Source organism: Streptomyces clavifer (genome assembly GCF_036345975.1).
Classification (GTDB): domain Bacteria; phylum Actinomycetota; class Actinomycetes; order Streptomycetales; family Streptomycetaceae; genus Streptomyces; species Streptomyces clavifer.
In genome coordinates this window covers 3590061-3614973 of the sequence record NZ_CP107793.1, presented here as the reverse complement: position 1 = coordinate 3614973, position 24913 = coordinate 3590061, and the positions used below count along the sequence as shown (strand labels likewise).

The 24913-nt window shown below is 69.6% G+C and carries 19 protein-coding genes and 1 tRNA gene; 12 read left to right on the top strand and 8 right to left on the bottom strand.

The window, feature by feature from the left end:
• Nucleotides 1-3 precede the first annotated feature (3 nt).
• Together OG927_RS15575 and OG927_RS15570 are read left to right on the top strand one after the other, a co-directional pair.
• Nucleotides 4-438: a hypothetical protein gene (locus tag OG927_RS15575; RefSeq protein ID WP_056793280.1), complete on the top strand. Its 435-nt coding sequence runs from the start codon at nucleotides 4-6 to the stop codon at nucleotides 436-438.
• A 78-nt stretch (nucleotides 439-516) separates the two neighbouring features.
• Complete coding sequence (locus OG927_RS15570) at nucleotides 517-1431, top strand: aminoglycoside phosphotransferase family protein (protein WP_056793281.1); 915 nt, start codon at nucleotides 517-519, stop codon at nucleotides 1429-1431.
• Between the two features lie 310 nt (nucleotides 1432-1741).
• Here the strand turns inward: OG927_RS15570 and OG927_RS15565 are convergent, their stop codons facing one another.
• The gene (locus OG927_RS15565; protein ID WP_330320322.1) at nucleotides 1742-2920 is read right to left on the bottom strand and encodes a spore photoproduct lyase family protein; all 1179 of its coding nucleotides are present in this window, start codon (nucleotides 2918-2920) and stop codon (nucleotides 1742-1744) included.
• Between the two features lie 382 nt (nucleotides 2921-3302).
• Between OG927_RS15565 and OG927_RS15560 the strand changes: the two genes are divergently transcribed.
• The gene (locus tag OG927_RS15560; RefSeq protein ID WP_330320321.1) at nucleotides 3303-4877 is read left to right on the top strand and encodes a cryptochrome/photolyase family protein; all 1575 of its coding nucleotides are present in this window, start codon (nucleotides 3303-3305) and stop codon (nucleotides 4875-4877) included.
• 63 nt (nucleotides 4878-4940) lie between these two features.
• Here the strand turns inward: OG927_RS15560 and OG927_RS15555 are convergent, their stop codons facing one another.
• On the bottom strand, nucleotides 4941-5687 hold the full coding sequence (locus tag OG927_RS15555) for a DUF1838 family protein (RefSeq protein ID WP_056793284.1): 747 nt from the start codon (nucleotides 5685-5687) through the stop codon (nucleotides 4941-4943).
• 968 nt (nucleotides 5688-6655) lie between these two features.
• Between OG927_RS15555 and OG927_RS15550 the strand changes: the two genes are divergently transcribed.
• The gene (locus tag OG927_RS15550; protein WP_056793285.1) at nucleotides 6656-7255 is read left to right on the top strand and encodes a hypothetical protein; all 600 of its coding nucleotides are present in this window, start codon (nucleotides 6656-6658) and stop codon (nucleotides 7253-7255) included.
• 186 nt (nucleotides 7256-7441) lie between these two features.
• On the opposite strand, the gene OG927_RS15545 is transcribed toward OG927_RS15550, so the two are convergent.
• Nucleotides 7442-8335: a hypothetical protein gene (locus OG927_RS15545; protein WP_330320320.1), complete on the bottom strand. Its 894-nt coding sequence runs from the start codon at nucleotides 8333-8335 to the stop codon at nucleotides 7442-7444.
• Nucleotides 8336-8680: 345 nt separating this feature from the next.
• Here OG927_RS15545 and OG927_RS15540 point away from each other — a divergent pair, with 345 nt between their 5' ends.
• Together OG927_RS15540 and OG927_RS15535 are read left to right on the top strand one after the other, a co-directional pair.
• Nucleotides 8681-9442, top strand: coding sequence for a polysaccharide deacetylase family protein (locus OG927_RS15540; protein WP_056793287.1), 762 nt, complete (start codon nucleotides 8681-8683; stop codon nucleotides 9440-9442).
• A 459-nt stretch (nucleotides 9443-9901) separates the two neighbouring features.
• Nucleotides 9902-11212: a cation:proton antiporter gene (locus OG927_RS15535; RefSeq protein ID WP_330320319.1), complete on the top strand. Its 1311-nt coding sequence runs from the start codon at nucleotides 9902-9904 to the stop codon at nucleotides 11210-11212.
• Nucleotides 11213-12400: 1188 nt separating this feature from the next.
• Here OG927_RS15535 and OG927_RS15530 read toward each other — a convergent pair.
• On the bottom strand, nucleotides 12401-12748 hold the full coding sequence (locus OG927_RS15530) for a transcriptional regulator (protein WP_124281925.1): 348 nt from the start codon (nucleotides 12746-12748) through the stop codon (nucleotides 12401-12403).
• A gap of 403 nt (nucleotides 12749-13151) precedes the next feature.
• Here OG927_RS15530 and OG927_RS15525 point away from each other — a divergent pair, with 403 nt between their 5' ends.
• Together OG927_RS15525 and OG927_RS15520 are read left to right on the top strand one after the other, a co-directional pair.
• Nucleotides 13152-15536 carry a PA14 domain-containing protein gene (locus OG927_RS15525; RefSeq protein ID WP_330320318.1) on the top strand — a complete coding sequence of 795 codons (2385 nt, stop codon included), beginning with the start codon at nucleotides 13152-13154 and terminating at the stop codon, nucleotides 15534-15536.
• A 43-nt stretch (nucleotides 15537-15579) separates the two neighbouring features.
• A complete protein-coding gene (locus tag OG927_RS15520) occupies nucleotides 15580-15789 on the top strand; it encodes a hypothetical protein (RefSeq protein ID WP_330320317.1) in 210 nt (69 codons plus the stop codon).
• Nucleotides 15790-16030: 241 nt separating this feature from the next.
• Here OG927_RS15520 and OG927_RS15515 read toward each other — a convergent pair.
• Nucleotides 16031-16101, bottom strand: a tRNA-Gly gene (locus OG927_RS15515).
• A 491-nt stretch (nucleotides 16102-16592) separates the two neighbouring features.
• Here OG927_RS15515 and dcd point away from each other — a divergent pair.
• The gene (gene dcd, locus OG927_RS15510; RefSeq protein WP_056793298.1) at nucleotides 16593-17168 is read left to right on the top strand and encodes a dCTP deaminase; all 576 of its coding nucleotides are present in this window, start codon (nucleotides 16593-16595) and stop codon (nucleotides 17166-17168) included.
• Nucleotides 17169-17174: 6 nt separating this feature from the next.
• Nucleotides 17175-17675: a phosphoribosyltransferase gene (locus tag OG927_RS15505; RefSeq protein WP_056793299.1), complete on the top strand. Its 501-nt coding sequence runs from the start codon at nucleotides 17175-17177 to the stop codon at nucleotides 17673-17675.
• 91 nt (nucleotides 17676-17766) lie between these two features.
• Here OG927_RS15505 and OG927_RS15500 read toward each other — a convergent pair whose 3' ends face one another.
• From OG927_RS15500 to OG927_RS15490, 3 genes are all read right to left on the bottom strand, one after another.
• A complete protein-coding gene (locus OG927_RS15500) occupies nucleotides 17767-18696 on the bottom strand; it encodes a Yip1 family protein (RefSeq protein WP_056793300.1) in 930 nt (309 codons plus the stop codon).
• Nucleotides 18697-19034: 338 nt separating this feature from the next.
• A complete protein-coding gene (locus tag OG927_RS15495) occupies nucleotides 19035-21302 on the bottom strand; it encodes a (Fe-S)-binding protein (RefSeq protein WP_056793301.1) in 2268 nt (755 codons plus the stop codon).
• Nucleotides 21303-21394: 92 nt separating this feature from the next.
• On the bottom strand, nucleotides 21395-22066 hold the full coding sequence (locus OG927_RS15490) for a sugar transferase (protein ID WP_408058072.1): 672 nt from the start codon (nucleotides 22064-22066) through the stop codon (nucleotides 21395-21397).
• 297 nt (nucleotides 22067-22363) lie between these two features.
• Between OG927_RS15490 and dnaK the strand changes: the two genes are divergently transcribed.
• Both dnaK and grpE read left to right on the top strand, forming a co-directional pair.
• Nucleotides 22364-24217, top strand: a complete 1854-nt coding sequence (gene dnaK, locus OG927_RS15485; protein WP_056793303.1) for a molecular chaperone DnaK — start codon at nucleotides 22364-22366, stop codon at nucleotides 24215-24217.
• Nucleotides 24214-24864 carry a nucleotide exchange factor GrpE gene (gene grpE, locus OG927_RS15480; RefSeq protein WP_056793304.1) on the top strand — a complete coding sequence of 217 codons (651 nt, stop codon included), beginning with the start codon at nucleotides 24214-24216 and terminating at the stop codon, nucleotides 24862-24864. Before dnaK ends, grpE begins: the two co-directional genes overlap by 4 nt.
• The last annotated feature ends 49 nt before the right edge of the window (nucleotides 24865-24913 follow it).

The window sequence follows — 24913 nt, the reverse complement described above, 5'->3', positions numbered from 1 at the left end:
TCCATGGGTCTCCTTCTCCTCCTGCTGCTGTTCGTGGTGCTGACCGGCCCCGGACTCTGGTTCTGGGGCCGGTCCCTGGCGGCCGGCCGGTGGCGGCACAGCACCGGCTGGTTCGCCGGGACGGCCGTTCTGCTCGTGGTGGCCACGGGCCTCACCTACCTCGGCGGTTCCCTGGCCGGCGGAAGCCTGGACCCGGAGGAGGCGTGCCACGCGGACGGCCAGACCTACGACCGGGCCTACCGCAGGGCGAACTTCGACGAGTACACGCAGTGGTTCCCGCTCCACGACAGATGCCATGCGGGCTACGACCTGGTGCCGGCCTGGGTGAACCCGGCCCTGGTCGTGCTGCCCGTCCTGGCGGTCGCCTGCCTGGCCCACGCCGTACGGCTGGCCGTCCTCCACCGACGTACCAGGACGGGCACACCGGGTCCGAGCTGAGCGGGCGGAAGCCGTGGTGGGCCACACCCCGCTCGAGCGGAAGCCGGGGCGGGCCACACCCCACTACCGTGGTGTCCCATGACGACCACCGAGACGGAGATCACCGAGGACCTGGTCCGGGACCTGCTGCGCGAGCAGCACCCCGACCTGGCGGACCGGCCGGTGAAACTCGGCGCACGTGGCTGGGACAACCAGGTGTGGCGGCTCGGCGACGACCTCGCCGTCCGGCTGCCCTGGGCCACCCGGTCCGCGGACGAGCTGCTGCGCAAGGAACACGCCTGGCTGCCCGCCCTCGCCCCGCACCTTCCCCTGCCGGTCCCCGTCCCGCAGCGCCTCTGCGAGCCGTCCGCACGGTTTCCGCGGACCTGGATCGTCACCACCTGGGTACCGGGCGAGCCCGCCGACCGCGCCCCCGCCACCCGTGCCCCGGAGGCGGCCGTCGCCCTGGCCGACTTCCTGACCGCCCTCCACCGCCCCGCCCCCGACGGGGCGCCCTCGGGCCGGGACCGCGGGGGCCCGCTGGCCGACACCGCCGAACAATTCACCCACGGGCTCGCCTCGGCCGCCGAACGCGGGCTGATCCCCGACCCGGAGGCCGTCCGCGCGGTCTGGGAGGACGCCGCCGCCGCACCCGAATGGTCGGGCCCGGCGGTCTGGCTCCACGGCGACCTGCACCCGGCCAACGTCCTGACGGCGAACGGCACCTTCTGCGGCGTGATCGACTTCGGCGACCTCTTCGCCGGCGACCCGGCCTGCGACCTGGCCGCGGCCTGGATCCTGCTGCCCGACGGCGCCACCGACCTCTTCCACGCGACCTACCGGCCGGCCCCGGACGCCGCGACCCTGCGCCGGGCTCGCGGCTGGGCGGTGCTGCGCGCCCTCGGCGGCATCCACATCGGGGACGCCGGTGTCCACGGCCGCCCCGGAGGCAAGCCCACCTGGGGCCCGCCGGCCCGAGCCGCACTGCGACGCCTCACCGCATCGGTCTCGTGACGGCGGACGACGCCCGCCGCAGAACCACTGCGGCGGGCCGGCGCGGCGCCGGGGCCGGTGTCGCCCGGCGGCCACGGCTCCGCCGGGCCTCCCTCCGCCGCCTCGCGACGCACGGCAGCGGACCTGCCCCGACCCGGTCCCCCCGGCTCCCCGCGACGTCCGGGATCGCGGTCCGGGACCACCCCGAGCTGGTCCACGGCAGCAGGGTCCCGGCCCCCGCTCCGCGCCCGGTGGTGACGAACCCCCGACCGTGGTGTTCATGGCCGCGCACCCCCGACCGGGGGACGCCACGCCCCTGAGGTGCGGATGTTCAGAACGCGTACCTGATGCGCAGCCACGGTGCGTGGACCGCGATCAGCTCCCGCAGCTGGACGAGGGCGGTGTGCTTGACCTCGCGGGCGTAGCGGACGTTGAGGGCCCCGTTCTCCGAGCGCTTGGTCTCCTGGGCGGCAGGCTGCCACAGGACCTCCTCGGCCCGGGGATGCCAGCCGAGGTTGACCTCGTGGAGCTGCTGGTTGTGGGTCAGCATGATGATCTCAGCGGCCGCCTGCCGCTTCACCCGGTCGGGGAGGACGTCGTCGAGGTGGACGAGCAGGTCGGCCCAGTCCCGCTGCCAGCCGGGGCGCAGCACCACCGGTGAGAGGTTGAAGTGGACCTCGTAACCCGCGTCGAGGAAGTCCGCCGCGGCGGCGATCCGGTCCGTGACCGGGCTGGTGCGGATGTCCAGCAGACGGGAGTCGCTCGTGGGCATCACCGAGAACCGCACCCGGGTACGGCCTCGCGGATCCAGTGCGAGCAGGTCCGGGTTGACGAACTTGGTGGCGAACGACGCCTTGGCGGTGGGCAGCCCGCGGAACGCGGCGATCAGGTCGGCCGTGTTGTCGCTGACCAGGGCGTCGACGGAGCAGTCGCCGTTCTCGCCGATGTCGTACACCCACGACTGCGGGTCGCACTGATTGGGCTCCCGTTTGGGGCCCTGGGCCTGCACGTGCCGCCGGACATGGGCGACGATCGCCCCGATGTTCGTGAACAGCGTGATCGGGTTGGCGTAGCCCTTGCGGCGCGGGACGTAGCAGTAGGCGCAGGCCATGGCGCAGCCGTTGGAGGCACCGGGGGCGATCCAGTCCGCCGACCTGCCGTTGGGGCGGGTCGTGAGCGTCTGCCGGACACCCAGGACCAGGGTCTCGGTCTTGACGCGGGTCCAGCGGGCGACGTTGCCGTCGTTACCGTGCAGGGAGGGGATGCGCCAGTGGCCGGCCACTTCGGTGACGGGGACGCCCGGCAGCCGCGCCATGATCTGCCGGCCGCGAGGGGAGGCGAGCGCGGCGGGTTCGGCGTACACCTCGCGGATGTCCAGCATGCGTCGTGCCTGCGGGCCGTCCCGGAATCCGCCGCCGTCCGGCAGGGAGGCGGGCAGGGTGTCCTCCCATTCGAACAGCGCCGGCTGCTCGGGCCCTCCCGGGGAGGAGCCGGTCGGACGATCGTTCACGGCACTGCTCCTGTTCCCGCCGCGGCCGGGGCGCCCGCCTCCCACCGGGAGGGGAGGCCGCCGCGTACTGTCCGACCCTACGCGGAAGCACCCGGAAGGCGGGCGAGGAATCGGCCCGGCACACCGCCGCAGCGGGGGCTTGCCCGGGGGAACGTGCCGGAGCTCTCCCCGGACCGGTCCGACGGAGTGTCGGCGTACGGATGCGCCGAGGGGCTGGCAGCATCGGTCGCGCGGCGGCCCGGTGGTCACTGTGCGGCACGGCGCGGGGCGCCGGCCGCGTACCCGGCTGCTGCGCCGGCACCTTCGACTCGCCCTCGTCCCGGTCGCCCCGCCCCCACGGGGCCGTACGCGCACGAGGCGACGGCCGTGAGAGGCGGAACCCATGGCGCCACGCCCCCACTGGCTGTTCGGGGACCAGCTCGGTCCGCATTTCATCGACCCGCGCCACGGCGGCCCCGACGCAAAGTCGCCCTTGGTCATGATCGAGGCGCGCTCGGTGCTGCGCAGGCGCCGGTTCCACCGTGCCAAGGCCCATCTGGTGCTCTCGGCGATGCGGCACCGAGCCGCCGAGCTCGGCGACCGGATCACCTATGTACGGGCCGAGACGTATGCCGAGGGTCTGGAGCAGGCCCTCGGCCACCCGGCCCCCCACCGCCCGGACTCCCACGACGGGGATGCGGGACCCTCGCAGGAGCGCGGTGCCGGTGACCGGCTGACCGTCTGCCATCCCACCTCGCGCCGCGCACTGGACTTCGTCCGTGCGCAGCCGGGCGTGGAGGTCCTGGGGGCGCGGGGCTTCATGGTGAGCCACGACGACTTCGCCGAGTGGGCCGGACGCGGCAGCGGGCAGAGCCTGCGGATGGAGGGCTTCTACCGCTGGGTGCGCGGACGGCACGATCTCCTGATGGACGGGGACGGGCCGGTGGGCGGGCGGTGGAACCTCGACCACGACAATCGTGAACCCCCGCCGCGCGGAAAGGAAACCCTCGACGTCCGGGGCCCCTGGCAGCCGCGCGAGGACGACATCGACGAGGAGGTCCGCCACGATCTCGACCGCTGGGAACGCGACGGCGACGTCTCCTTCGTCGGCCGCGACGGGCCCAGGCGCTTCCCCGCCACCCGGCGGGAGGCGCTGTCCGCGCTGCGCCGCTTCATCACCCACCGCCTCCCGGACTTCGGCCGCCACGAGGACGCCGTGCTCGCGGCCGACCCGGTGATGAGCCACAGCCTGCTGTCCGCACCCCTGAACCTCGGTCTCCTGGACCCGGCCGAATGCGTGGAACGCGCGGTGCACGCCTATCGGGCCGGCGACGCGCCCCTCAACAGCGTCGAGGGCTTCGTCCGGCAGATCGCCGGCTGGCGCGAGTACGTCTGGCACCTCTACTGGCACTTCGGCGAGGACTACCGCCACCGCAACGCACTGCGGCACACCACCCCCCTGCCCGACTGGTTCCTCGACCTGGACGCCGACGCGGTCACCGCCAACTGCCTGTCCACCGTCCTCGCCCAGGTGCGGGACACCGGCTGGACCCACCACATCCCCCGCCTGATGGTGCTCGGCAGCCGCGCCCTTCAGGACGGCTGGGACCCGGAGGCCGTCACCGACTGGTTCCACCGCTGCTTCGTCGACGGCTACGACTGGGTGATGCTCCCGAATGTCGTCGGTATGTCCCAGTACGCCGACGGCGGTCTCATGACCACCAAGCCGTACACGTCCGGCGGCGCCTACATCCACAGGATGAGCGACCTGTGCGGCCCCTGCGCCTACCGCCCCACCGACCGCACCGGCGACCACGCCTGCCCCTACACCGCCGGCTACTGGGCCTTCCTCCACCGTCACCGCACCCGACTCGCCGCCAACCACCGCACGGCCCGCGCCGTGAAGGGCCTCGACCGGATCAAGGACCTGCCGGAGCTGCTCGAGGCGCACGCGGAGCGGGGCGACACGCCCCCCTGACGGCCCCTGAGCGGCCCGGTGCCCCGCTCCGGAAGGGCCTGGGACGAGGGAGAAAGCCGGAGGCTATCGCGGCGGGTTGAGCCCGCGCCAGTACGTCCAGCTGGTCTCGTTCGGCTCGCTCCACCCGTCCGGGGCATGAGCGAACTCCGGGTGGTGCCCGGCGATGTGGGCACGGGTGCGCGCCGGGACCTCCGCGTACGAACCGAGCTTGTGGCCCCGGCAGTGGAAGGTCAGCCCGCCCGGCTGCTGACCGCGGGCCATCCACGGCAGCCATGGGGACATCCGGGTCCACGACATGGTGGCCGGGACACTGGGAGCCGGGCCTGCCAGGTCACCACGGTCGGCGAAGAACTGGAAGAGCTCAAGCGCCCTGTACGTGTCACCGGCCGAGTGAGCGGGATACTCGGCCACCGGCAGCGGCGAGGGGTAGGCGAGCGGGATCTCCAGGCTGAAGCAGACCTTTCCGCCCAGCTCGGTCGTCGGGATCGGGAAGGGGCGCCACCTCTGGTTCGCCGGGTCGTTCCAGACGTGCACCACCGGTAGGCCCTGCCACGTCTCCAGGATCTCGCGGTCGGTGGGGTCCAGGTAGAAGGCGGCCTCACGGGACAGCAGTCGGTAGGCATCGGGACCGGCTTCCTCGTCCTGGACGAGGCGGGAGACGTTGAGCCCCTCGAAGCCGAAGATCTTTCGGTAGGGCTCGTCGGGGGCCCAGGAGTACACGTCGCCCGACCACCAGTACGTGACCTCCCGGCCGTCGAGCGAGGCGCGGGTACGGGCGAAGGCGCGGAGCAGCTCTGCGGGTGTGGTCATACGGACCACTCTGCGTGGCGGCCGCCCCGGCCGGGCGGGAAACACCCGGGAGGGCCCGGCTCCGGCGCGGTCGCCGTCCGGCCCGCGCCCCTGTGCAGAAGCGCCGTGAAATCGCTGCGCAGCGGCGGCAGAAAGGCGCGGACGCGCACCCGAGCGGCGGCCCGCAAAGAGTAACCGTGCACCCTGATATCGACGTGTCAGGGGCCCGCACGGCGAACCGTCGCAGGGTTGTCCGACTGCGCCCGTGGTGGTGTCCGCAATCAGGCCTACGGCCTTTATCGAGTCGTCCGGCAGTGCGGCTCGGTCCACGCGGCACCTGTGAATTGCATCTCTGTCGCGCCGTGCCGGTGAACAGCGTCGAACGACTGGCTGCTACGAGTGGGAAGGGGGGTTCTTCTCTCTCTCCCGAAGGGCATGGAAACCGTCGTACTCCAGAGCGCCGGGCGGCAGCGCGCCACCCCTTCCTGTGGCGGGAATGTTCCGACGCCCGGACGGCACGGCTGTTCCGCTCGCAGGACCTGCCGGGTGGTGTGTCGTCAGCGGGGCGGGTTCGGCCCGGAGCCCGCTCCAGCCCTTCCGCTGCAGCCCTCACCTCCGGCGGAGGAGGGCATGGCAGCCGCACTCCTTCCTCCTCGAGGGTCTCCGCAGCTTGTCTGCGGACCTCGTCCCCCGTCCTTCCTCGATTCATCCCTTCCCGGGTCCGGGCCGATTACGGGTCCGGATCCGATTGCCGCGAACAACGCCGAAGCGGGGCGGCATATTCTGGATATCGCAACATTTCTCCCACGAGTGTCACATTTCGCCGGTGATGCGGAAGGCATCGTCCATTGCTCTTCCGCAGGGAAATGCGCGGAGGAGTGACCGACGGTGTCGCGAGAGTGAAGACGTGTGCAATGGGAAGGAGTTGATCCATTTCGTGGTAGAGTACTAATGAATTCACAGGACGCCGCGAGTATAAGGGGAATGGCGTGAATACCGAGAAGGTTACGGCTCGACGTCTTACGGCCGAGGAAATTGCAGGCTTGGGCCTCCAGGACAGTATTTTCGTCTCGGCAGGGGTGGATGGCCTTCCTCTCGACTGCTATGCCCCGGCTTTCCTCACGGCGCCGGGCAAGGACTTCGAGGGAGGTTCCTTCGTCGCGAGGACGGTCTTCGGCGAAGAGGTCCACGTCCTCCCGGAGAACGCCGAAGAGGGCGGGATCTGGATCGCCGACAAGGCGGGAGAGGCGATCGAGGTGCTGCAGAGTGCCGGCGTCCTCCTGAACCTTGCCCTCTTCGTGCCCAACGGCAACAAGGAGTCCCTGGAGGCGCTCTACTCCGCCGCGCGGGACGCGTTCGGTGCGGGGGTCGTTCAGCGCTGGAGCGAGGAAGTCGCCGCGGTGCCTGACGTCAAGGTCGACCTGTACGAGGAGCCGGCCCGCGCACGGAAGGGCACGAGCAGCCAGAACCGCGACCGACGGGCCATGGACATCTACCCGACCCGCGTACGGTTCCTGGAGCCCAGCGAGGGCTGGAAGTTCGTCGTCGAGCCGCACAAGGAGATCGTCGACGACACCCCGACGATCTGACCTGACGGCAGCTCCAGGGCCACGCGGAGGCCCGAGCCCTCTCCCGACGGCGCATGGGAGAGGGTGTGCGACCCGCTGGTGAGGCGGCTGCCGCCAGACGCTCCGCCAGACGCCCGGCTGGATTCCCCCAGCCGGGCGTTCTGCGTGGGCACGCGCCTGATTCGCCGAGCGTCCGGCTGCGCGCGGTCACCCCGCCTTGGCGGGGTCGATTCCGTACAGGGTCGCGGCGGCCAGCGCCTGCTTCACGCCACAGGCCTCCTGCTCATCGGCCGGGGCGAGCCACAGCGGTACCAGTCGCGCCGCGGAGGGCGAGGAGTCCATGCGCAGGTAATGGCATGCGTCGTCGATGCGCAGCGCGAAGACGTGGACGTCATCGCCGCCGGCCCTGGCGGAGGCCATGCGCACGTCGTCGCCGGCGGCTACCAGCCCCTCGTCCTTCAGCAGGTCCGTGACGCCCTGCGGGGTGTGGGCGTAACCTGCGGTCGCCATCTGCCGGTACACATACGTCCCGGAAGGCCGATGCGCGAGCAGCACGCCCATCTGCGCCGCCGGACTCCCGGGATTGCCGTCGATCCGTGAGGCGGGGCACGGCATCGTGGACTGCTTCACGCTGTGCGCGCCGAAACCGAAGGTGTAGCGGTAGCAGCGGACCGGATAGGCGTCCGGGTCGACGGTGCCCGTGCCGGGTGGCAGCAGCCCCAGCATCACCTCGGCCGTGTGGACGTGGCCTCCGGACCGCCCCTGCTCCGGGCCTGCCCTCAGCAGGGCTCCGCCGTGTGCCACCACCTGGGCGACGATCGTGCCCTCGGTGAACTGCCCCCCGTACGTACGGCCTGGCGACGCGAAGCCTGTCGTCAGGTCGCCGCGTATGTCCTGGGCGAGCGCGGCGGCCTGAGCGTCGACGGCGGACGTGTCCGGCGCGGTGACGTTCTGGTGGAGCAGGGTGCCCGCGACTCCGGTGGCCCCGGCAACGAGAGCCGTGGCCATGAGCATGAGAGCCCGCGCACCGGTGCTGCGCCGCCGTGTCTGCCCGGCAGCGGGCTCCCGGACCTGCTGCTCCCGCGCAGCGTGTGTCGTCATGGCGCATGTCCCCCGTTGACAGGAAGCCTCGAATACCTCGTCGGCGCCGCATTCTGCCAGCCGCCCCGCGACCCCGGCCCGGGATCGCGCGGCGCTCCGCTTGTGGATCCAGGACAACTCTGTTCCGTGCGGCGGAAACCGACACGTGCGCACCGACACGTGCGCACCGACACGTGCGCACCGACACGTGCGCACCGACACGGCGTACCTGTCCTGTGACACCTGGATTTGTCGCCGACCGCCTTCAGATGTGTCCGTGATCGGTAACCGAGGCAGCGCGTACGGGCGTTCGCATGTCTTCATGAGCGGACGGCATCAGCGGAGACGGCAAAGGGGCGGGCGGACATGGCAAGGCACAAGGGAAGGGGATGGAACGGCCGTCTTCTCGCGGCGGCGCTCGGGGTGACAGTGGTGGCCGCCGCCACCTCGATGTGGACCGCGCAGGCAGACATCACCGGAGGGCGGCAGCCGCAAGCGCGGGTCTCGGCGCCCGACGCCCGGCCCGTGGCGGTGGACATCGCGCACGCCTCGGACCGCGGTGCCCGGGGCGTCAACATCACCATCGACGACGGACCGGACCCGGACTGGACGCCGCAGGTGCTGCAACTGCTGAAGGACAGCGGTGTGAAGGCCACGTTCTGCATGGTGGGTACGCAGGCCCAGGCACACCCGGACCTGGTCAAGGCGGTCGTCGCGGACGGGCACCGGCTGTGCAACCACACCGTCTCGCACGACACCACCATGGACACCCGGTCCGAGGCCTACCAGTCCCAGCAGATCCTGGATGCGGAACGCATGATCACCAAGGCGTCCGGCGGCGTCCGGTCGCAGTACTACCGGGCCCCGGGCGGTGCGTTCACCCCGTACAGCCGCCAGCTCGCCGCGTCCCGCGGGATGCGGCCGCTGGGCTGGAACGTCGACACCAAGGACTTCGAGCATCCTGGTGTGGACACCATGGTGGCCACCGTCAAAAGGGAGATTGCCAACGGGCCCACCGTCCTCTTCCACGACGCGGGAGGGGACCGGTCGCAGACCCTGGCAGCACTGCGCCAGATCCTGCCCTGGCTGAAGGAGCAGGGGTACTCCTTCGGTTTCCCCGTGCGGTGAGGAGGGCTCTCCCGCACGCACCGCGCGGCTCGTGCCGCGCCACCGGGGCAACGCAGCCGACGTGGGCCGCCCCGGCGCAGCAACTGCCCCGCCCGGGTCCCCTGGCGGCCGGCCGGCGAGTGATGTGAACTGCGGGCCGGAAGCGGTGGGCGGCCGCAGGCTCCTCACAGCCGACCGGCACCTGATCGGCCCGCATCACCGCCCGTTCGGGCCCTGGGCTCCGGGCGATGGTGGCGGATCCGGCTCCGTACGCGTGTCGATGCCGCGTTCCGGATCAGGCACCGCGCCAGACTGACTCTCCCGTCGTCACGACGCCCGAAGGTGTGCCCCGGGCGGCGGGCTGCCGCCGGTGCGTCCTTTGGGCGGGGGGAAGTACGCAGAGCGGGTTCGTGCAGCACGTTCCCTTCCACCCCCCGGTGTCGGCTTCGCGTGTGGCCGCACCAGGAGGAGTGGGACGGTATGAGTGGTGGCAGCGCCTGGACCGGAGCCGCAGTCGCAGCCGTCACCGTCGGCTACGCGCTGTTCTCGCGCCGCCTGAGCACGACGCCTGTGTCAGCCCCCATGGTGTTCACCGGCTTCGGCGTGCTCATCGGTCCGGTCGGGCTGGACGTGCTCGACCTGGGGCGTGACGCAGGCCCCGTCCTGACACTGATCGAGGCCGCACTGGCACTCCTGCTGTTCACCGACGCCATGACGGTGCGCAGCAGGGACCTGCGCACGGACGGCTTCCTACCCCTGCGACTGCTGGTCATCGGCCTGCCGCTGAGCATCGCAGCGGGCTGGCTGCTGGCCGTGCCCCTGTTTCCCGGCCTGACCATGTGGGAGTTCGCGCTGCTCGGCGCCGTCCTCGCCCCGACCGACGCGGCGCTCGGCAAGACCGCAGCCTCCAGCCCCCGTGTACCGGTCCTCGTACGCCACGGGCTCAATGTCGAGAGCGGGCTGAACGACGGCCTGGTCCTGCCCTTCTTCCTCTTGTTCCTCGCCGCGGTCCCCGGCACGCTCGCCTCGGAGGAAGGCGCGGACGGCGTCTTCTGGCGGGCCCTGATCGTGAGCACCGCGGTGGGCCTGGTCCTCGGCTGGGCGGGAGGGCGCCTGCTGGTCCTCGCCCGGGCCCGGGACTGGGCAACGGGCGAATGGCAGCAGGTGGTCGTCCTGGCAGTGGCCTTCTGCGCGTACGGTGTGGCCACCGGCGTGGACGGAAGCGGATTCATCGCCACCTGGATGGGCGGCTTCGCCTTCGGTGCGGCTCTGCACAAGGGCCGGCCGGCGAAGGGCCGGCCGGACGGGGAGCGGCCTGCCGACCTGGCCGAATACGTGGGCGGGCTGCTGGGAACCCTGAGCTTCCTGGTCTTCGGAGCCGTCCTGCTCGGCCCGGTCCTCGAGCACCTGAACTGGCGCACCCTCACGTACGCCGTCCTCAGCCTGACGGTCGTCAGGATGCTCCCCGTGGCCCTCGCCCTGATCGGCACCGGCATGCGCCTGCCCACACTCGCCTACATCGGCTGGTTCGGCCCCCGCGGCCTGGCCTCGGTAACTCTCGGACTCCTCCTGGTCGAGGACCACGTGCCCGGAGTCGCTGTCCTGGGGCAGGTCATCGCGGTCACGATCGGCCTCAGCATCCTGCTGCACGGCATGTCCGCGCCGTACTTCGCCGGCCTCTACGGGAACTGGTACGACGCCGTCGAAGCCAACACCCCCGGCCTCCGCGAAGCCCGGGGCACAGCCGATGCCTCCCCCCGGCACCACGCCGGTACGCGGCGCCTTCGTTGAACCGACCGACCGGCGTCGCCGCCGATCCGGGCGCTTCGGGCCCTTCCCGTCGAGCACCGAAGCGGTCAGGACGTTGTTCGCCGCATGGGGCCGGGCACATCGGTGCTGGTCGGAGGAGCCGCACTCGACGGGGAGGACTGCTCGCGCCCCTCCGGGACCGACATCGACTATCTCTCTGGCTAGTAACTGGAAATCTATGGCAGGCAGAGTAGACATTGGATGGTGTGGTGGTTATTGTTTCTCTCGTAGCCGAGATCGAGCAGGGCCCGGCAGAGACGAACTGCCGGGCAGCAGTACAGCAGTTGCAGTGCGCAGGACGGTGCGGTGGTGGAGTTCCGAAGCCATGTTTGTCGGTAGGTGAAGGACGGCGACGGGGCTGACGACCGGACCGGGTGGCCCGCAGTGATCAGGGGCCGCCACGAGCAGGACCGCAGTTCAGCAGTAGCAGTTCAGTACACGCGGTTCCCAGTACCAGCAGTGCGGTTGTCAGTGGTTCCCCGGTAAAGGCGTCGGCTGCGGGCGCGCGTACCGGGAGGTTCGGCAGTGGGGTTCCAAGCCGGAGTGGATGCAGGACGGGCGACGGGGCTGGCTGCCGGAGAGTGGTGCTGTGACGAGGACAAGCAGTTCGTAGGACCAGCAGTGCGAAGTGGCTGCTGGGGCAAGCAGTTGATCAAGAGGGAAGAACGGAGGGGCGCGCCATCAGGATCGCCCGGGCGGAATGACTGGGCCCGGGTACCGCAGGACATCGATAGTGAGGTGGTCTCCGGTCAAGCAACCGCGATCCTCGTACCCCCGACTGAGTTCAGGTCGGGGCTGCGGAAACAGAAGGCCGGCGCAGCACAGGGGCCGGCAGATGGTGTAGCAGTTCCTTCGGGGCCCTGGTGCCGTACGGCACCAGGGCCCCTCCATGCGTTCCACCGGGACACGCGATGACGGCGGACACTCCGTTCGGCCGCAGCGGGCCCGGTGCACCCACTTCAGGCAGGACAGCCCGAGGGACCTGCGACGTGTCGGAGGCGCCTCATGGGGTCGTCTCGAACAGGCCGTCGGGCCTGTCCGGTTCAGGAGGGCTGAGCCGGTCGATCAGGCCGTGCGCCTGGACCGTGTAGCCACCAGTAAGCGCCAGAGGGTATGCACCGCCTACGGCGAGCACGTCTACAAGCAGGCGACGGTGCAGGTCGGTGAGGTTCACGCAGCAGCCTGGGCGCTGTGAGCCAGCTCTTCGAAGGAGCGTTCCCAGACTTCACGGACATCACGGCTGATCAGTGTGCGCAGTGTGGGCCACAAGCTGACGAGGAGGCCGCGGTTGAGGTACCGGGCCAGGTCGTCGTGCTGGCCCTCGGCCAACACGATGCGGTAGTAGCTCATCCGCAGCCGGGGCTGGTCGAGGTCGAACGTGGTCAGTCCCGACCATGCCAGGTGACGTGGCAGGCTCACCGTGCCGTGCTCGGGGCCGGCAAGCTCGGAGAGCGCTGCGGGTAGGCGCCGGGCGAACTTGGCACGGCGGAGATCAGAAAGACTGGGCTGTGATGCCATACGTCGATCATCCAAGGAGAGGCCACCGAAGCCGACCGGACGCATCCAAGGTGACCCAGACGAAAAAGCCCCTGGCCGTCGGCCAGGGGCTTTCATATGGAGCGGGTGACGAGAATCGAACTCGCGCTCTGAGCTTGGGAATCAACGGTTCTTGGGTCGTTGAAGGGGTTCTGACCTGCATTTTCCCGTCAGGCGGGGTGTATGGCTACGGTCTCTGGGAACCGCACCTGACCGCTGTTGTCCGCTCTGCTGGGCACGGATGGGGCACGGGAGTCGCTACGAAGACCGTGCCCCAGCGTCTGAGCTCTTACGGCTGAGGCCCGTACAACCAACCGGCCCTCTTGTCTGTCTTGTTCGGCGACGTCTGACCGACATCGGCCGCCGAACAGGACTGAAGGACTTGATGAACCCAGCCAGACGCACGACCGCCACCGCCTTGGCTCTGGCCACGGCAGGCGGAGTGCTCTACGCCACCGCCGTACCTGCTTCCGCGGCGGTGAACTGTACTTCCCCCGTCTTCACACGGCAGTTCTTCGCGAACACGACGTTCTCGGGCACGCCGAAGAAGACGGACTGCGATTCCACGATCGACCAGAACTGGGGCAGCGGAGCCCCTGTCTCCGGCGTGCCGTCCAACAACTTCGGCGTGCGTTGGTCGGTGACGCGCGACTTCGGCTCCGGTGGCCCCTTCACGTTCACGGCCTCCGCCCTGGACGGAATGCGCGTCTATGTCGATGGCGTCCGCAAGATCGACGTATGGAAGAACGTCTCCGCCACCGTCAAGAAGACGGTCGACGTGACGATCCCCGCGGGCAAGCACACGATCCGCTTCGACTTCGTCAACTGGACAGGTTCCGCGAACGTCAGGTTCGCCTATACGCCACGCACCTCCGCCGCCTACGACAAGGTCAAGCCCCTCATCCCGACTGGCACGGCCGTCTCGTACAACTCCGCCACCGGCGCCGCCAAGCTCACCTGGACCAGGAGCAAGGAGATGGACCTGGCGAACTACCGGGTCTACCGGCGGCTGAAGGGCGCGACGTACGGCAAGCAGCTCGCGACGACCACCGCCACGTCGTACACCGACAGCGCGCTGCCCAAGACCGGAGCGGCCTACTACTACGAGGTGCGGGCCGTCGACAAGGCGGGCAATGTATCCGGCGGCAGCTCCGACAAGCTCGTCACCACCGTCGACAGGACGCCGCCCGCCGCGCCCTTCGTCGAATGGGATGCCTGCCCGGCCGACCAGCCCTACGCGGCACCGGAGCTGGTCACCACCGCACAGAATGCCGCCGACATCGCCCGGTACGAGATGCAGCGGCTCGACGCCACCGCGAAGAGCTGGAGCACCATCTACTCCGGCACCAAGGGTGCCATCTGCGACACCGGCAGCAAGGTCACCTACCGGGGGCGGGCCCGGGACGCCGCCGGGAATTGGTCGGCGTACTCGGCCGCCACGACGTTCACCACCCCCGACCTGACCCCGCCCGCCGCCGTCACGGGGCTCCGCGCCGAGTACCGGTCGGGCGTTCCGCATCTGGTGTGGTCGCCCGTCGCCGGGGCCGCCTCATACCAGGTCCTCCAGTACGACCCGGCGACCGGCGGCTACACCGACGTTCTTCCCGACGGGAGCCCCACCACCCGGACCGACGTCGTGCCGCGCCAGTCGGCCGCCGTCGCCGACAGCTACCGGTACGCGGTGCGCTCGCTGGACGCCAGGGGCAACCCTGCCGCGCCGGTGGAGATCACTCTGAAGTTGGCCGACCGTCCGGAGGCAATCTCCGCGTTCAAGACCACTGCCAACAGGTTCGACGAGGGTGTGATGGTCGAGTGGAGCAGCGTCGACCCGTGGACCGTCGACGAGCGGCCTCTTCCCACGTACAAGATCGTCCGGACCGACACCGCGACCGGCGAGACCGACATCGTGGACCAGTGCAAGCCGAACAGCTCAGTGGACCAGCCGCTGGATGACCCGGACACGTACTGGACCTGGGCGGACGACGATGCTCCTCTGTCCGCCCGCAAACAGGTCAACGGCAGCTGCTGGGACGTCTCGGGCAAGTCGGAGACGACGTACGAGTACCGAGTCGTGACGACCGACCGGTACGGACATGTGTCGCAGGCCGGTCCGCCCGCCACGGAGACCACCCCGGACACCCAGCGTCCCGCCATGGTCCAGGACCTGACCGCGGAACGAGTCCCGCTCGGCGTCCGGCTGACCTGGACGCCGCCCGCCGACACCGATGTCTCCGGCTACCGCGCGTGGCAGGGCGTCACCGACCCGGACAGCGGTGAGACGGTCTGGAAGAACAACTGCTGGACCGGCAGCTCCCTGACCAGGACCGAAATCCTCTGCCCGACAGTGCCGGACGGCACCACCCACGTCTACAAGGTGGCCGCGATGGACGACCACCGCGACGATCCACTCGGCGTCCTCCACCCCGCCGAGGTCTCGGTCACCCTGCCCGACACCCAGCCGCCGGGCTGGACGGAGACCGAGGTCCGTGAGGGCCAGTACCCGGATCTGTACGTCGGCTGCTCCGAAAGCTCCGGACTCGGGGACTGTTCCCGGTTCGCGAGCTACCGCGTGGAGCGCTGGGACCCCGTCACTGCCGCCTACGTCGCCCTGGCGGAGGGCGCGATGGGTGACGCCGCGTTCTACATGGACACCACGGTGCACGAGGACCGGCTCGGCCTGTACTACTACCGCGTCGTACGGCTCGACGCCTCGGGCGTCGAGGCCGTGACCCGATCGACGGCGTACGGCATCTGGGACTCCTGGCTCTGACCGGACGTGGGAGGGGACCGAAGGGTTCTTCGGTTCCCTCCCCATGCTGGGCGACGAGCGGTTCAACCGGCCGCAGGACTTCGACCTGGGCGTGTACCGGGTCTCCTACCTCGATGACTTCCAGGCCCGCTGCTATATCGGCACAGCCGCCGTCCGCCTTTCTCCTTGGGAATGCCGGCGCTTGCTCGGCAACGTTGCCCTTGCGGTGGTGAGGGCCTTCGGCTCCACCGCGACCGCCCGCGGTGACGAATGATGGGTCGAGGCGGTCATCCCAGTCGAGGGCATGGAGCACGCCTGCTGCGAGTTGCTGAGGCTCGGGGGGATGTCGAGGTCGTTGCGCGGGCCGAACTCCGCCAGGCCGTGGCCGCCACCGCAGCGGTACTCGCCCGAGCCTACGAGAACACGGGTCAAGTGGTGCGCAGGTGGTGCGCGACGCAGGGGGAAGTCTGGGCAACAACGAACCCCCAGGTCGATGACCTGGGGGTTCGTGAAAGAGCGGGTGACGAGAATCGAACTCGCGCTCTGAGCTTGGGAAGCTCATGTTCTACCATTAAACTACACCCGCGAAGCGCGCCGATGATCGGCAGTGCGACGCCGCTCACTCTACCCCATCGCAGGCCCCCGGTGCGTTCGCCGTGGGGTCGGGTCGGCGTTCCGGGGCGTGGACGCGGTTGTGGGGGCGGGGAGTTGAGGGCGTAGCGTGGGTGCGCGGAGCGCCGGGTGCGGTGGCGCCCTGTTCATCCCCTAATGTGGCGGTTTCGTCGCGAGGCTTGGTTGGGGAAGGGACTTGATGGAGTCGATGGAGCGCACCGTCGTCCGTTGTGCCGAAGGGCACGTTTTTGCTACCTCGTCGTTCCCGATGCAGCAGCTCGGGTCCGGCCGTATCGGTCCCGGGCGGCTCCTGCGCTGTCCGCGCTGTGCCCGGTTGCGGCAGGCGGTCCCCCTGGGAGCGGTGGGTAAGCGGTAGAGGTGTGACGGACGGGCCGAGGGGCCCGGGGCAGGCGCGCGGGGCGGTCCGGTTGGGGCGGGCTCGCGCGTTCTGCGTATCCTCGGTGGGTGCTTCTCTCAGATAAGGACCTCCGGGCCGAGATCGACGCCGGGCGGGTTCGCATTGACCCGTTCGACGCCTCGATGGTGCAGCCCTCGAGCATCGATGTGCGGCTCGACCGCTACTTCCGGGTGTTCGAGAACCACCGCTATCCGCATATCGATCCCGCGGTCGAGCAGGTGGACCTGACCCGCACGGTCGAACCGGAGGGTGACGAGGCGTTCATCCTCCACCCCGGCGAGTTCGTGCTGGCGTCGACGTACGAGGTCATCTCGCTCCCCGACGATCTCGCATCACGGCTGGAGGGCAAGAGCTCGCTGGGCCGGCTCGGGCTGGTGACGCACTCGACGGCGGGGTTCATCGACCCCGGCTTCTCCGGACACGTGACGCTGGAGCTGTCGAATCTGGCGACGCTGCCGATCAAGCTCTGGCCGGGCATGAAGATCGGTCAGCTGTGCATGTTCCGGCTGAGCTCGCCGTCGGAGTTCCCGTACGGCTCCGAGCGGTACGGGTCGCGCTACCAGGGGCAGCGGGGGCCTACCGCCTCCCGGTCGTACATGAACTTCCACCGGACGCAGGTGTGACGCGGCATGGCTGGTGAGGCACGGGAGAATCTGACGTACGAGGCCTTCGGGCTCGCCGTGCGGGAGCTGGCGCAGGCGGTCGCCGACGACGGGTACGAGCCCGATGTCGTGCTGAGCATCGCGCGGGGCGGGGTCTTCGTCGCGGGCGGTCTGGCGTACGCGCTGGACTGCAAGAACATCCACCTGGTGAACGTCGAGTTCTACACCGGGGTCGGGACCACCCTGGACATGCCCGTCATGCTGGCACCCGTGCCGAACGCGATCGACTTCACGCGCAAGAAGGTCCTGATCGCCGACGACGTGGCCGACACCGGCAAGACGCTGAAGCTGGTGCGGGACTTCTGTATCGACCACGTGGCCGAGGTGCGCAGCGCGGTCATCTACGAGAAGCCGCAGTCGCTCGTGAAGTGCGAGTACGTGTGGAAGAAGACCGATCAGTGGATCAACTTCCCGTGGAGCGTGGAGAAGCCCGTGGTGCGTCGTACGGGGCAGGTCCTCGACTCGTAGGGCTCCCGCTGCCCGCCCGCCGCCCGGCGGACGAAGACGCAAGGAGGGCCCGGTGCCGGGAGGCGCCGGGCCCTTCCTGTTGTCCGCCCGGTCAGATCGTGCCGAGCTTGATGATCGAGAGCAGCGCGATCAGCTGGATGGCGGAGGCGCCCAGGGCCTTCGGCCAGGGCAGGTCGTGCGACTTGCTCACCATGGACGTGAACAGCGCTCCGGCGGCCAGCCAGGTGATCCAGCCGAGGATCTGCACCAGGGAGTTCTCGCCGCCCAGGAACAGGGCGAAGACCAGCCGCGGGGCGTCCGTGATCGACATGATCAGCATGGACAGGCCCACGGTCGGCTGCCAGGATCCCGTGCCGCCGAGCTGGCGGGCCAGGGTGTGGGTGACCGCGCCGAGGACCAGGCCGCCGATGACGAAGCCGATGCCCGTGATGATCACGTACGGGGCGGCCGTGGAGACCTCCGCGTGGATCGCCTCGTCGCGGGCCTGGTCGAAGCCGAAGAGCGCGAGCAGCCCGTAGACGAACGTGACGACGAGCGCGGTGCCCCAGACGGGGTAGTCGCGCATCTGCCAGAACGTCGGCCCGGGGCGCAGCACGATGCCGCTCAGCAACTGCTTCCAGTGCAGCCGCGGGCCGGCGGGCTGGGCGGGCGCCTGGCCGCCCTGGTAGGTGTTCCCGTCGCCGTACGGGTCCTCGTTGATGCTGAACGCCTGGGTGTGACCCGGGGCGTTGGCGTAGGGGTCCTGTTGCGGGGGCTGGTGGTACGGGTCGCCGAAGTACTCCGGCTCACCGTGCCCGCCCCCGTGTCCGCTTCCTCCGTGTCCCTGTCCGTTGCCGCTCTGCCCGCCGCCGTACGGGGCTCCCTGGGAGCCTCCGTACGCCGCGCCGCCGCCGCCCGTGGGCGGCCACGACTGCCGGCCGTACGGCGGCGGCGGTGCCTGCGTGCCGTACGGCTCCTGCTGCTGCGGGTGTTGCTGCCGTGTGCGGTTGTCCCGGCCGCGTCCGATCCTGAATCCAGCCACGCACCGAACGTACCTGGTCCGTGTGGGTGCGGTGTGGGGGCCGGGGGAAGACGAGGGCCTTTGCGGCCTAGCTGTGACATCCACTAGGGGAACCCCGAGGGGTCTGCAGGGGGTCCGGCCGGGGGCCTGCCGCACCCGCCACGGTCCGTCCGTGCCGCCCACCGCGGTCCGTTCGGGCCACTCCCCGCGGTCCGTCCGGACCGCCCACCGTCACCCCGCCGGGCAGCCCGCGGAAGGGCAGGCGCCCCGCCCCGGGTGCCCCGGGGGCCCCGGACGGACGGAAGCGGCCGGTCCTGCCCCCGAGGCAGGTCCGGCCGCTTCCGTGCACGAGAGCGCGGCTACTTCACTGGCTCGGGTTCGGGCTGGCCCGCCGGCTCCGCGTCGTCCGCCGGGTCGGCGGGGGTCTTCACGGACTCCAGGAGCAGCTGCGACACGTCGACCACCTGGATCGACTCCTTCGCCTGGCCGTCGTTCTTCTTGCCGTTGACCGAGTCGGTCAGCATGACGAGGCAGAACGGGCAGGCGGTGGAGACGATGTCCGGGTTGAGGGAGAGGGCTTCGTCGACGCGCTCGTTGTTGATGCGCTTGCCGATCCGCTCCTCCATCCACATCCGGGCACCGCCGGCGCCGCAGCAGAAGCCGCGCTCCTTGTGGCGGTGCATCTCCTCGTTCCGCAGGCCCGGGACCTTCGCGATGATCTCGCGCGGGGGCGTGTAGATCTTGTTGTGACGGCCCAGGTAGCAGGGGTCGTGGTACGTGATCAGACCCTCGACCGGCGTCACCGGGATCAGCTTGCCCTCGTCCACCAGGTGCTGGAGCAGTTGCGTGTGGTGGATGACCTCGTACTCGCCGCCGAGCTGCGGGTACTCGTTCGCGATGGTGTTGAAGCAGTGCGGGCAGGTCGCGACGATCTTCTTCGCCGACTTCGCCTTCTTCGTCGAGTCGTCCTCGTCGTCCTCGCCGAAAGCCATGTTCAGCATCGCGACGTTCTCCTGGCCGAGCTGCTGGAACAGCGGCTCGTTGCCGAGGCGGCGGGCCGAGTCACCGGTGCACTTCTCGTCGCCGCCCATGATCGCGAACTTGACGCCCGCGATGTGGAGGAGCTCCGCGAAGGCCTTCGTCGTCTTCTTGGCGCGGTCCTCGAGGGCGCCCGCACAGCCGACCCAGTACAGGTAGTCGATCTCGCTGAGGTCCTCGACGTCCTTGCCGACGATCGGGACCTCGAAGTCGACCTCCTTGGTCCACTCGACGCGCTGCTTCTTGGCCAGCCCCCAGGGGTTGCCCTTCTTCTCCAGGTTCTTGAGCATCGTGCCCGCCTCGGACGGGAACGCGGACTCGATCATCACCTGGTAGCGGCGCATGTCGACGATGTGGTCGATGTGCTCGATGTCGACCGGGCACTGCTCCACGCACGCACCGCAGGTGGTGCAGGACCACAGCACGTCCGGGTCGATGACGCCGTTCTCCTCGGCGGTGCCGATGAGGGGGCGTTCGGCCTCCGCGAGGGCGGCGGCGGGGACGTCCTTGAGCTGTTCCTCGCTCGCCTGCTCGTTACCCTCCATGTCCTTGCCGCCGCCGGCCAGCAGGTACGGGGCCTTGGCGTGCGCGTGCTCGCGCAGGGACATGATCAGGAGCTTCGGGGAGAGCGGCTTGCCCGTGTTCCAGGCGGGGCACTGCGACTGGCAGCGACCGCACTCGGTGCACGTGGAGAAGTCGAGGATGCCCTTCCAGGAGAACTGCTCGACCTGGGACACACCGAAGGTGTCGTCCTCGCCCGGGTCCTCGAAGTCGATCTCCTTGCCGCCCGACGTCATGGGCTGGAGCGCGCCGAGCGCGACCTCTCCGTCGGCGTTCCGCTTGAACCAGATGTTCGGGAAGCCGAGGAAGCGGTGCCAGGCGACACCCATGTTGGTGTTGAGCGAGACCGTGATCATCCAGATCAGCGAGGTGCCGATCTTGATCATGGCGGTGAAGTAGATGAGGTTCTGGAGCGTGCCGACCGCGAGCCCCTTGAAGGCGAGCACCAGGGGATACGAGACGAAGTACGAGGCCTCGTAGCCGTCGACGTGGTGGATCGCGCCCTCGAGACCGCGCAGGGTCAGGATGGCCAGGCCGATGATCAGGATGATGTACTCGACGAAGTACGCCTGCCAGGCGATCGAGCCGGTGAAGCGCGACTTGCGGCCGGCCCGCGAGGGCAGGTTCAGCAGCCGGATGGCCATCAGCGTGACGATACCGAGCACGGTCATGATGCCGATGAACTCGATGTACATCTCGAACGGCAGCCAGCCGCCGACGATCGGCAGCACCCAGTCGGCCTGGAAGAGCTGCCCGTACGCCTGGAGCAGGGTCGGTGGCAGCGTCAGGAAGCCGATGGCGACGAACCAGTGGGCGAAGCCGACGATGCCCCACCGGTTCATCCGGGTGTGGCCGAGGAACTCCTTGGCCAGGGTGATCGTGCGCTGCTTGGGGTTGTCGGTGCGGCTGCCTGCCGGGACCGGCTGTCCGATGCGGACGAACCGGTAGATCTGCGCGACGGCTCGGGCGATGAGCGCAACGCCGACGACGGTCAGCACCAGCGACACGATGATCGCGGCGAGTTGCATTTGGGGGCTCCTCGGGCCTGCGAGGGTGGGATCCAGCACGTACAAGCGATTACTAAGCAGTAACTTAATCAGTCTGTGCTGACACTATCCACTTATTCCGCCACGCTGTAGCCGGGCAGGCGGTGATCTGTGTCGCTCAGGTGAGCCTTTCCCGGGTGGGCCACTCCACGCAGTGCCGCACGCATCGGAATGTGTACGGACTGCGCCAGGATCACCAGGTCGAGGCCTGTCCCATGATGCTCCGCGTAGTGCGCGTCGAGCAGGGCGGGTTCGTCCCACGGCATTCCGGAGCGGGCGCGCACCTGGGCCAGGCCGGTCAGGCCCGGGCGGACCTCCCGCCGCCAGCGGCCGGCGGCGGGACCGCAGACCTCCGGATCGTCGGGCGCCCGCGGGGCCGGGCCGACGAGCGAGAGCTCCCCCCGTACGACGTGGGGCAGCCGGGACAGCAGGTCGAGCCGGAGCCTCCGGGTCCGTAGTGAGCGCAGCTCGAAGGTGCGGCCGCCGAGGCCCGTGCGGATCTCGCGGCTCAGTACGCCTCCGGGTCGCAGGCCCGCCCTGAGTGTGAGGGCGAGCGCGCCGAGGGCGAGCGCGGGGGCGGCCAGGACCAGCAGGACGGAGCCGAGTGCCAGGTCCAGACTCCGTTTGACCGTCGTGGCGGCCAGGCGGGTCATGACCAGTTCGGCGGCGCGTGAGGCCGCCTGCGCGGCGAGCGTCGCGGCGGGGTGCGTGGTCCTGTGTACCGCGGTCTGCTTCGCGTGCTGCATCGCACCTGCCCGGGATCCATGACGTGCCGTTATGACCGTCTCGCTGCATTTTGTGACAGAACGATCCCACGATGCGATGGTGGGTCGGGGGTGTGTGGCGCGACGGGAGTGCGGGGTGTCGCGGGTGCGGCGTCCGGTCGAGTCGGCCACAGCAGCGTATGAGCAAGATAAAAGACCAGCTCAGGATGGGTGTGAGCACCTTAGTTGAGTCGATGTGGCTCAGGTCCTTTGACTCCGGGGCTGGTGTCATGCATCCTTGAGTCAGATCCACTCAAGTAGTCAGTTGGAGGAATCGAAATGGCACGTGCGGTCGGCATCGACCTGGGCACGACTAACTCCGTCGTCAGCGTTCTCGAAGGCGGCGAGCCCACCGTCATCACCAACGCCGAAGGCGCCAGGACCACGCCGTCCGTCGTCGCCTTCGCCAAGAACGGCGAGGTGCTCGTCGGCGAGGTCGCCAAGCGCCAGGCAGTGACGAACGTCGACAGGACGATCCGTTCGGTCAAGCGCCACATGGGCACTGACTGGAAGATCGAGCTCGACGGCAAGAACTTCAACCCGCAGCAGATGAGCGCCTTCATCCTGCAGAAGCTGAAGCGCGACGCCGAGGCGTACCTGGGCGAGAAGGTCGCCGACGCGGTCATCACCGTCCCGGCGTACTTCAACGACTCCGAGCGCCAGGCGACGAAGGAGGCCGGTGAGATCGCGGGCCTCAACGTCCTGCGCATCGTCAACGAGCCGACGGCCGCCGCGCTGGCGTACGGGCTCGACAAGGACGACCAGACGATCCTCGTCTTCGACCTCGGTGGCGGCACCTTCGACGTGTCCCTCCTGGAGATCGGTGACGGCGTCGTCGAGGTGAAGGCCACCAACGGTGACAACCACCTCGGTGGTGACGACTGGGACCAGCGCGTCGTCGACCACCTGGTGAAGCAGTTCGCCAACGGGCACGGCGTGGACCTGTCCAAGGACAAGATGGCTCTCCAGCGTCTCCGCGAGGCCGCGGAGAAGGCGAAGATCGAGCTCTCGTCCTCGACCGAGACCACGATCAACCTCCCGTACATCACGGCGTCGGCCGAGGGCCCGCTGCACCTGGACGAGAAGCTCACGCGCTCGCAGTTCCAGCAGCTGACCGCCGATCTGCTGGAGCGCTGCAAGACGCCGTTCCACAACGTCGTCAAGGACGCGGGCATCCAGCTCTCCGAGATCGACCACGTCGTCCTCGTCGGTGGCTCGACCCGTATGCCGGCCGTCGCCGAGCTCGTCAAGGAGCTCACGGGCGGCCAGGACGCCAACAAGGGTGTGAACCCGGACGAGGTCGTCGCCATCGGCGCCTCGCTCCAGGCCGGTGTCCTCAAGGGCGAGGTCAAGGACGTCCTGCTCCTCGACGTGACCCCGCTGTCCCTCGGTATCGAGACCAAGGGAGGGATCATGACCAAGCTCATCGAGCGCAACACCACGATCCCGACCAAGCGCTCCGAGATCTTCACGACGGCCGAGGACAACCAGCCGTCCGTGCAGATCCAGGTCTACCAGGGCGAGCGCGAGATCGCGGCGTACAACAAGAAGCTCGGGATGTTCGAGCTCACCGGCCTGCCGCCGGCCCCGCGCGGTGTGCCGCAGATCGAGGTCGCGTTCGACATCGACGCCAACGGCATCATGCACGTCGCTGCCAAGGACCTCGGCACCGGCAAGGAGCAGAAGATGACCGTCACCGGTGGCTCCTCGCTGCCGAAGGACGAGGTCAACCGGATGCGTGAAGAGGCCGAGCAGTACGCGGACGAGGACCACCGCCGCCGCGAGGCCGCCGAGTCGCGCAACCAGGGCGAGCAGCTCGTCTACCAGACGGAGAAGTTCCTCAAGGACAACGAGGACAAGGTTCCCGGCGACGTGAAGACGGAGGTGGAGACCGCGCTCACCGAGCTGAAGGAGAAGCTCAAGGGCGAGGACACCGCCGAGATCCGTACCGCCACCGAGAAGGTCGCGGCCGTCTCCCAGAAGCTGGGCCAGGCGATGTACGCCAACACCCAGGCCGACGGTGCGACGCCGGGTGCGGACGCCCAGGGCGGCGCCGGCGCGAAGGCCGACGACGACGTCGTCGACGCCGAGATCGTCGACGACGAGAAGGACACCAAGGGCGGTGCGGCGTGACCGAGGAGACTCCGGGCTTCGACGAGAAGCCTGACGTCCCCTCCGGCGCCAGTTCCGACGAAGTCGAGCCGAAGGCCGCCACCCCCTCCGAGGAGGAGGCGGCGGCCCCGGCCGGGGACGTACAGCAGACAGCGGCTCTGACAGCTCAGCTGGACCAGGTCCGTACCGCGCTCAGCGAGCGCACGGCGGACCTCCAGCGGCTCCAGGCCGAATACCAGAACTACCGCCGCCGCGTGGAGCGGGACAGGGTCACGGTCAAGGAGCTCGCCGTCGCGGGCCTCATGTCCGACCTCCTGCCCGTGCTCGACGACATCGGCCGCGCGCGGGAGCACAACGAGCTCGTCGGCGGCTTCAAGTCGGTCGGCGAATCGCTGGAGACGGTGGCCGCAAAGCTGGGCCTCCAGCAGTTCGGCAAGGAGGGCGAGCCCTTCGACCCGACGATCCACGAGGCCCTGATGCACTCGTACGCGCCGGACGTCACCGAGACGACCTGCGTGGCGATTCTGCAGCCGGGGTACCGCATCGGGGAGCGCACCATCCGCCCCGCGCGGGTGGCCGTGGCGGAACCGCAGCCGGGTGCCACGCCCGCGGCCGCGAAGGAAGAGCAGACAGACGACGAGGAGAGCGGTGGCACCGAAGAGGTCTGACGTCCAGTCCGACCACTGCGGTGAACACCGACGGGGCGTGCGGCCGGCC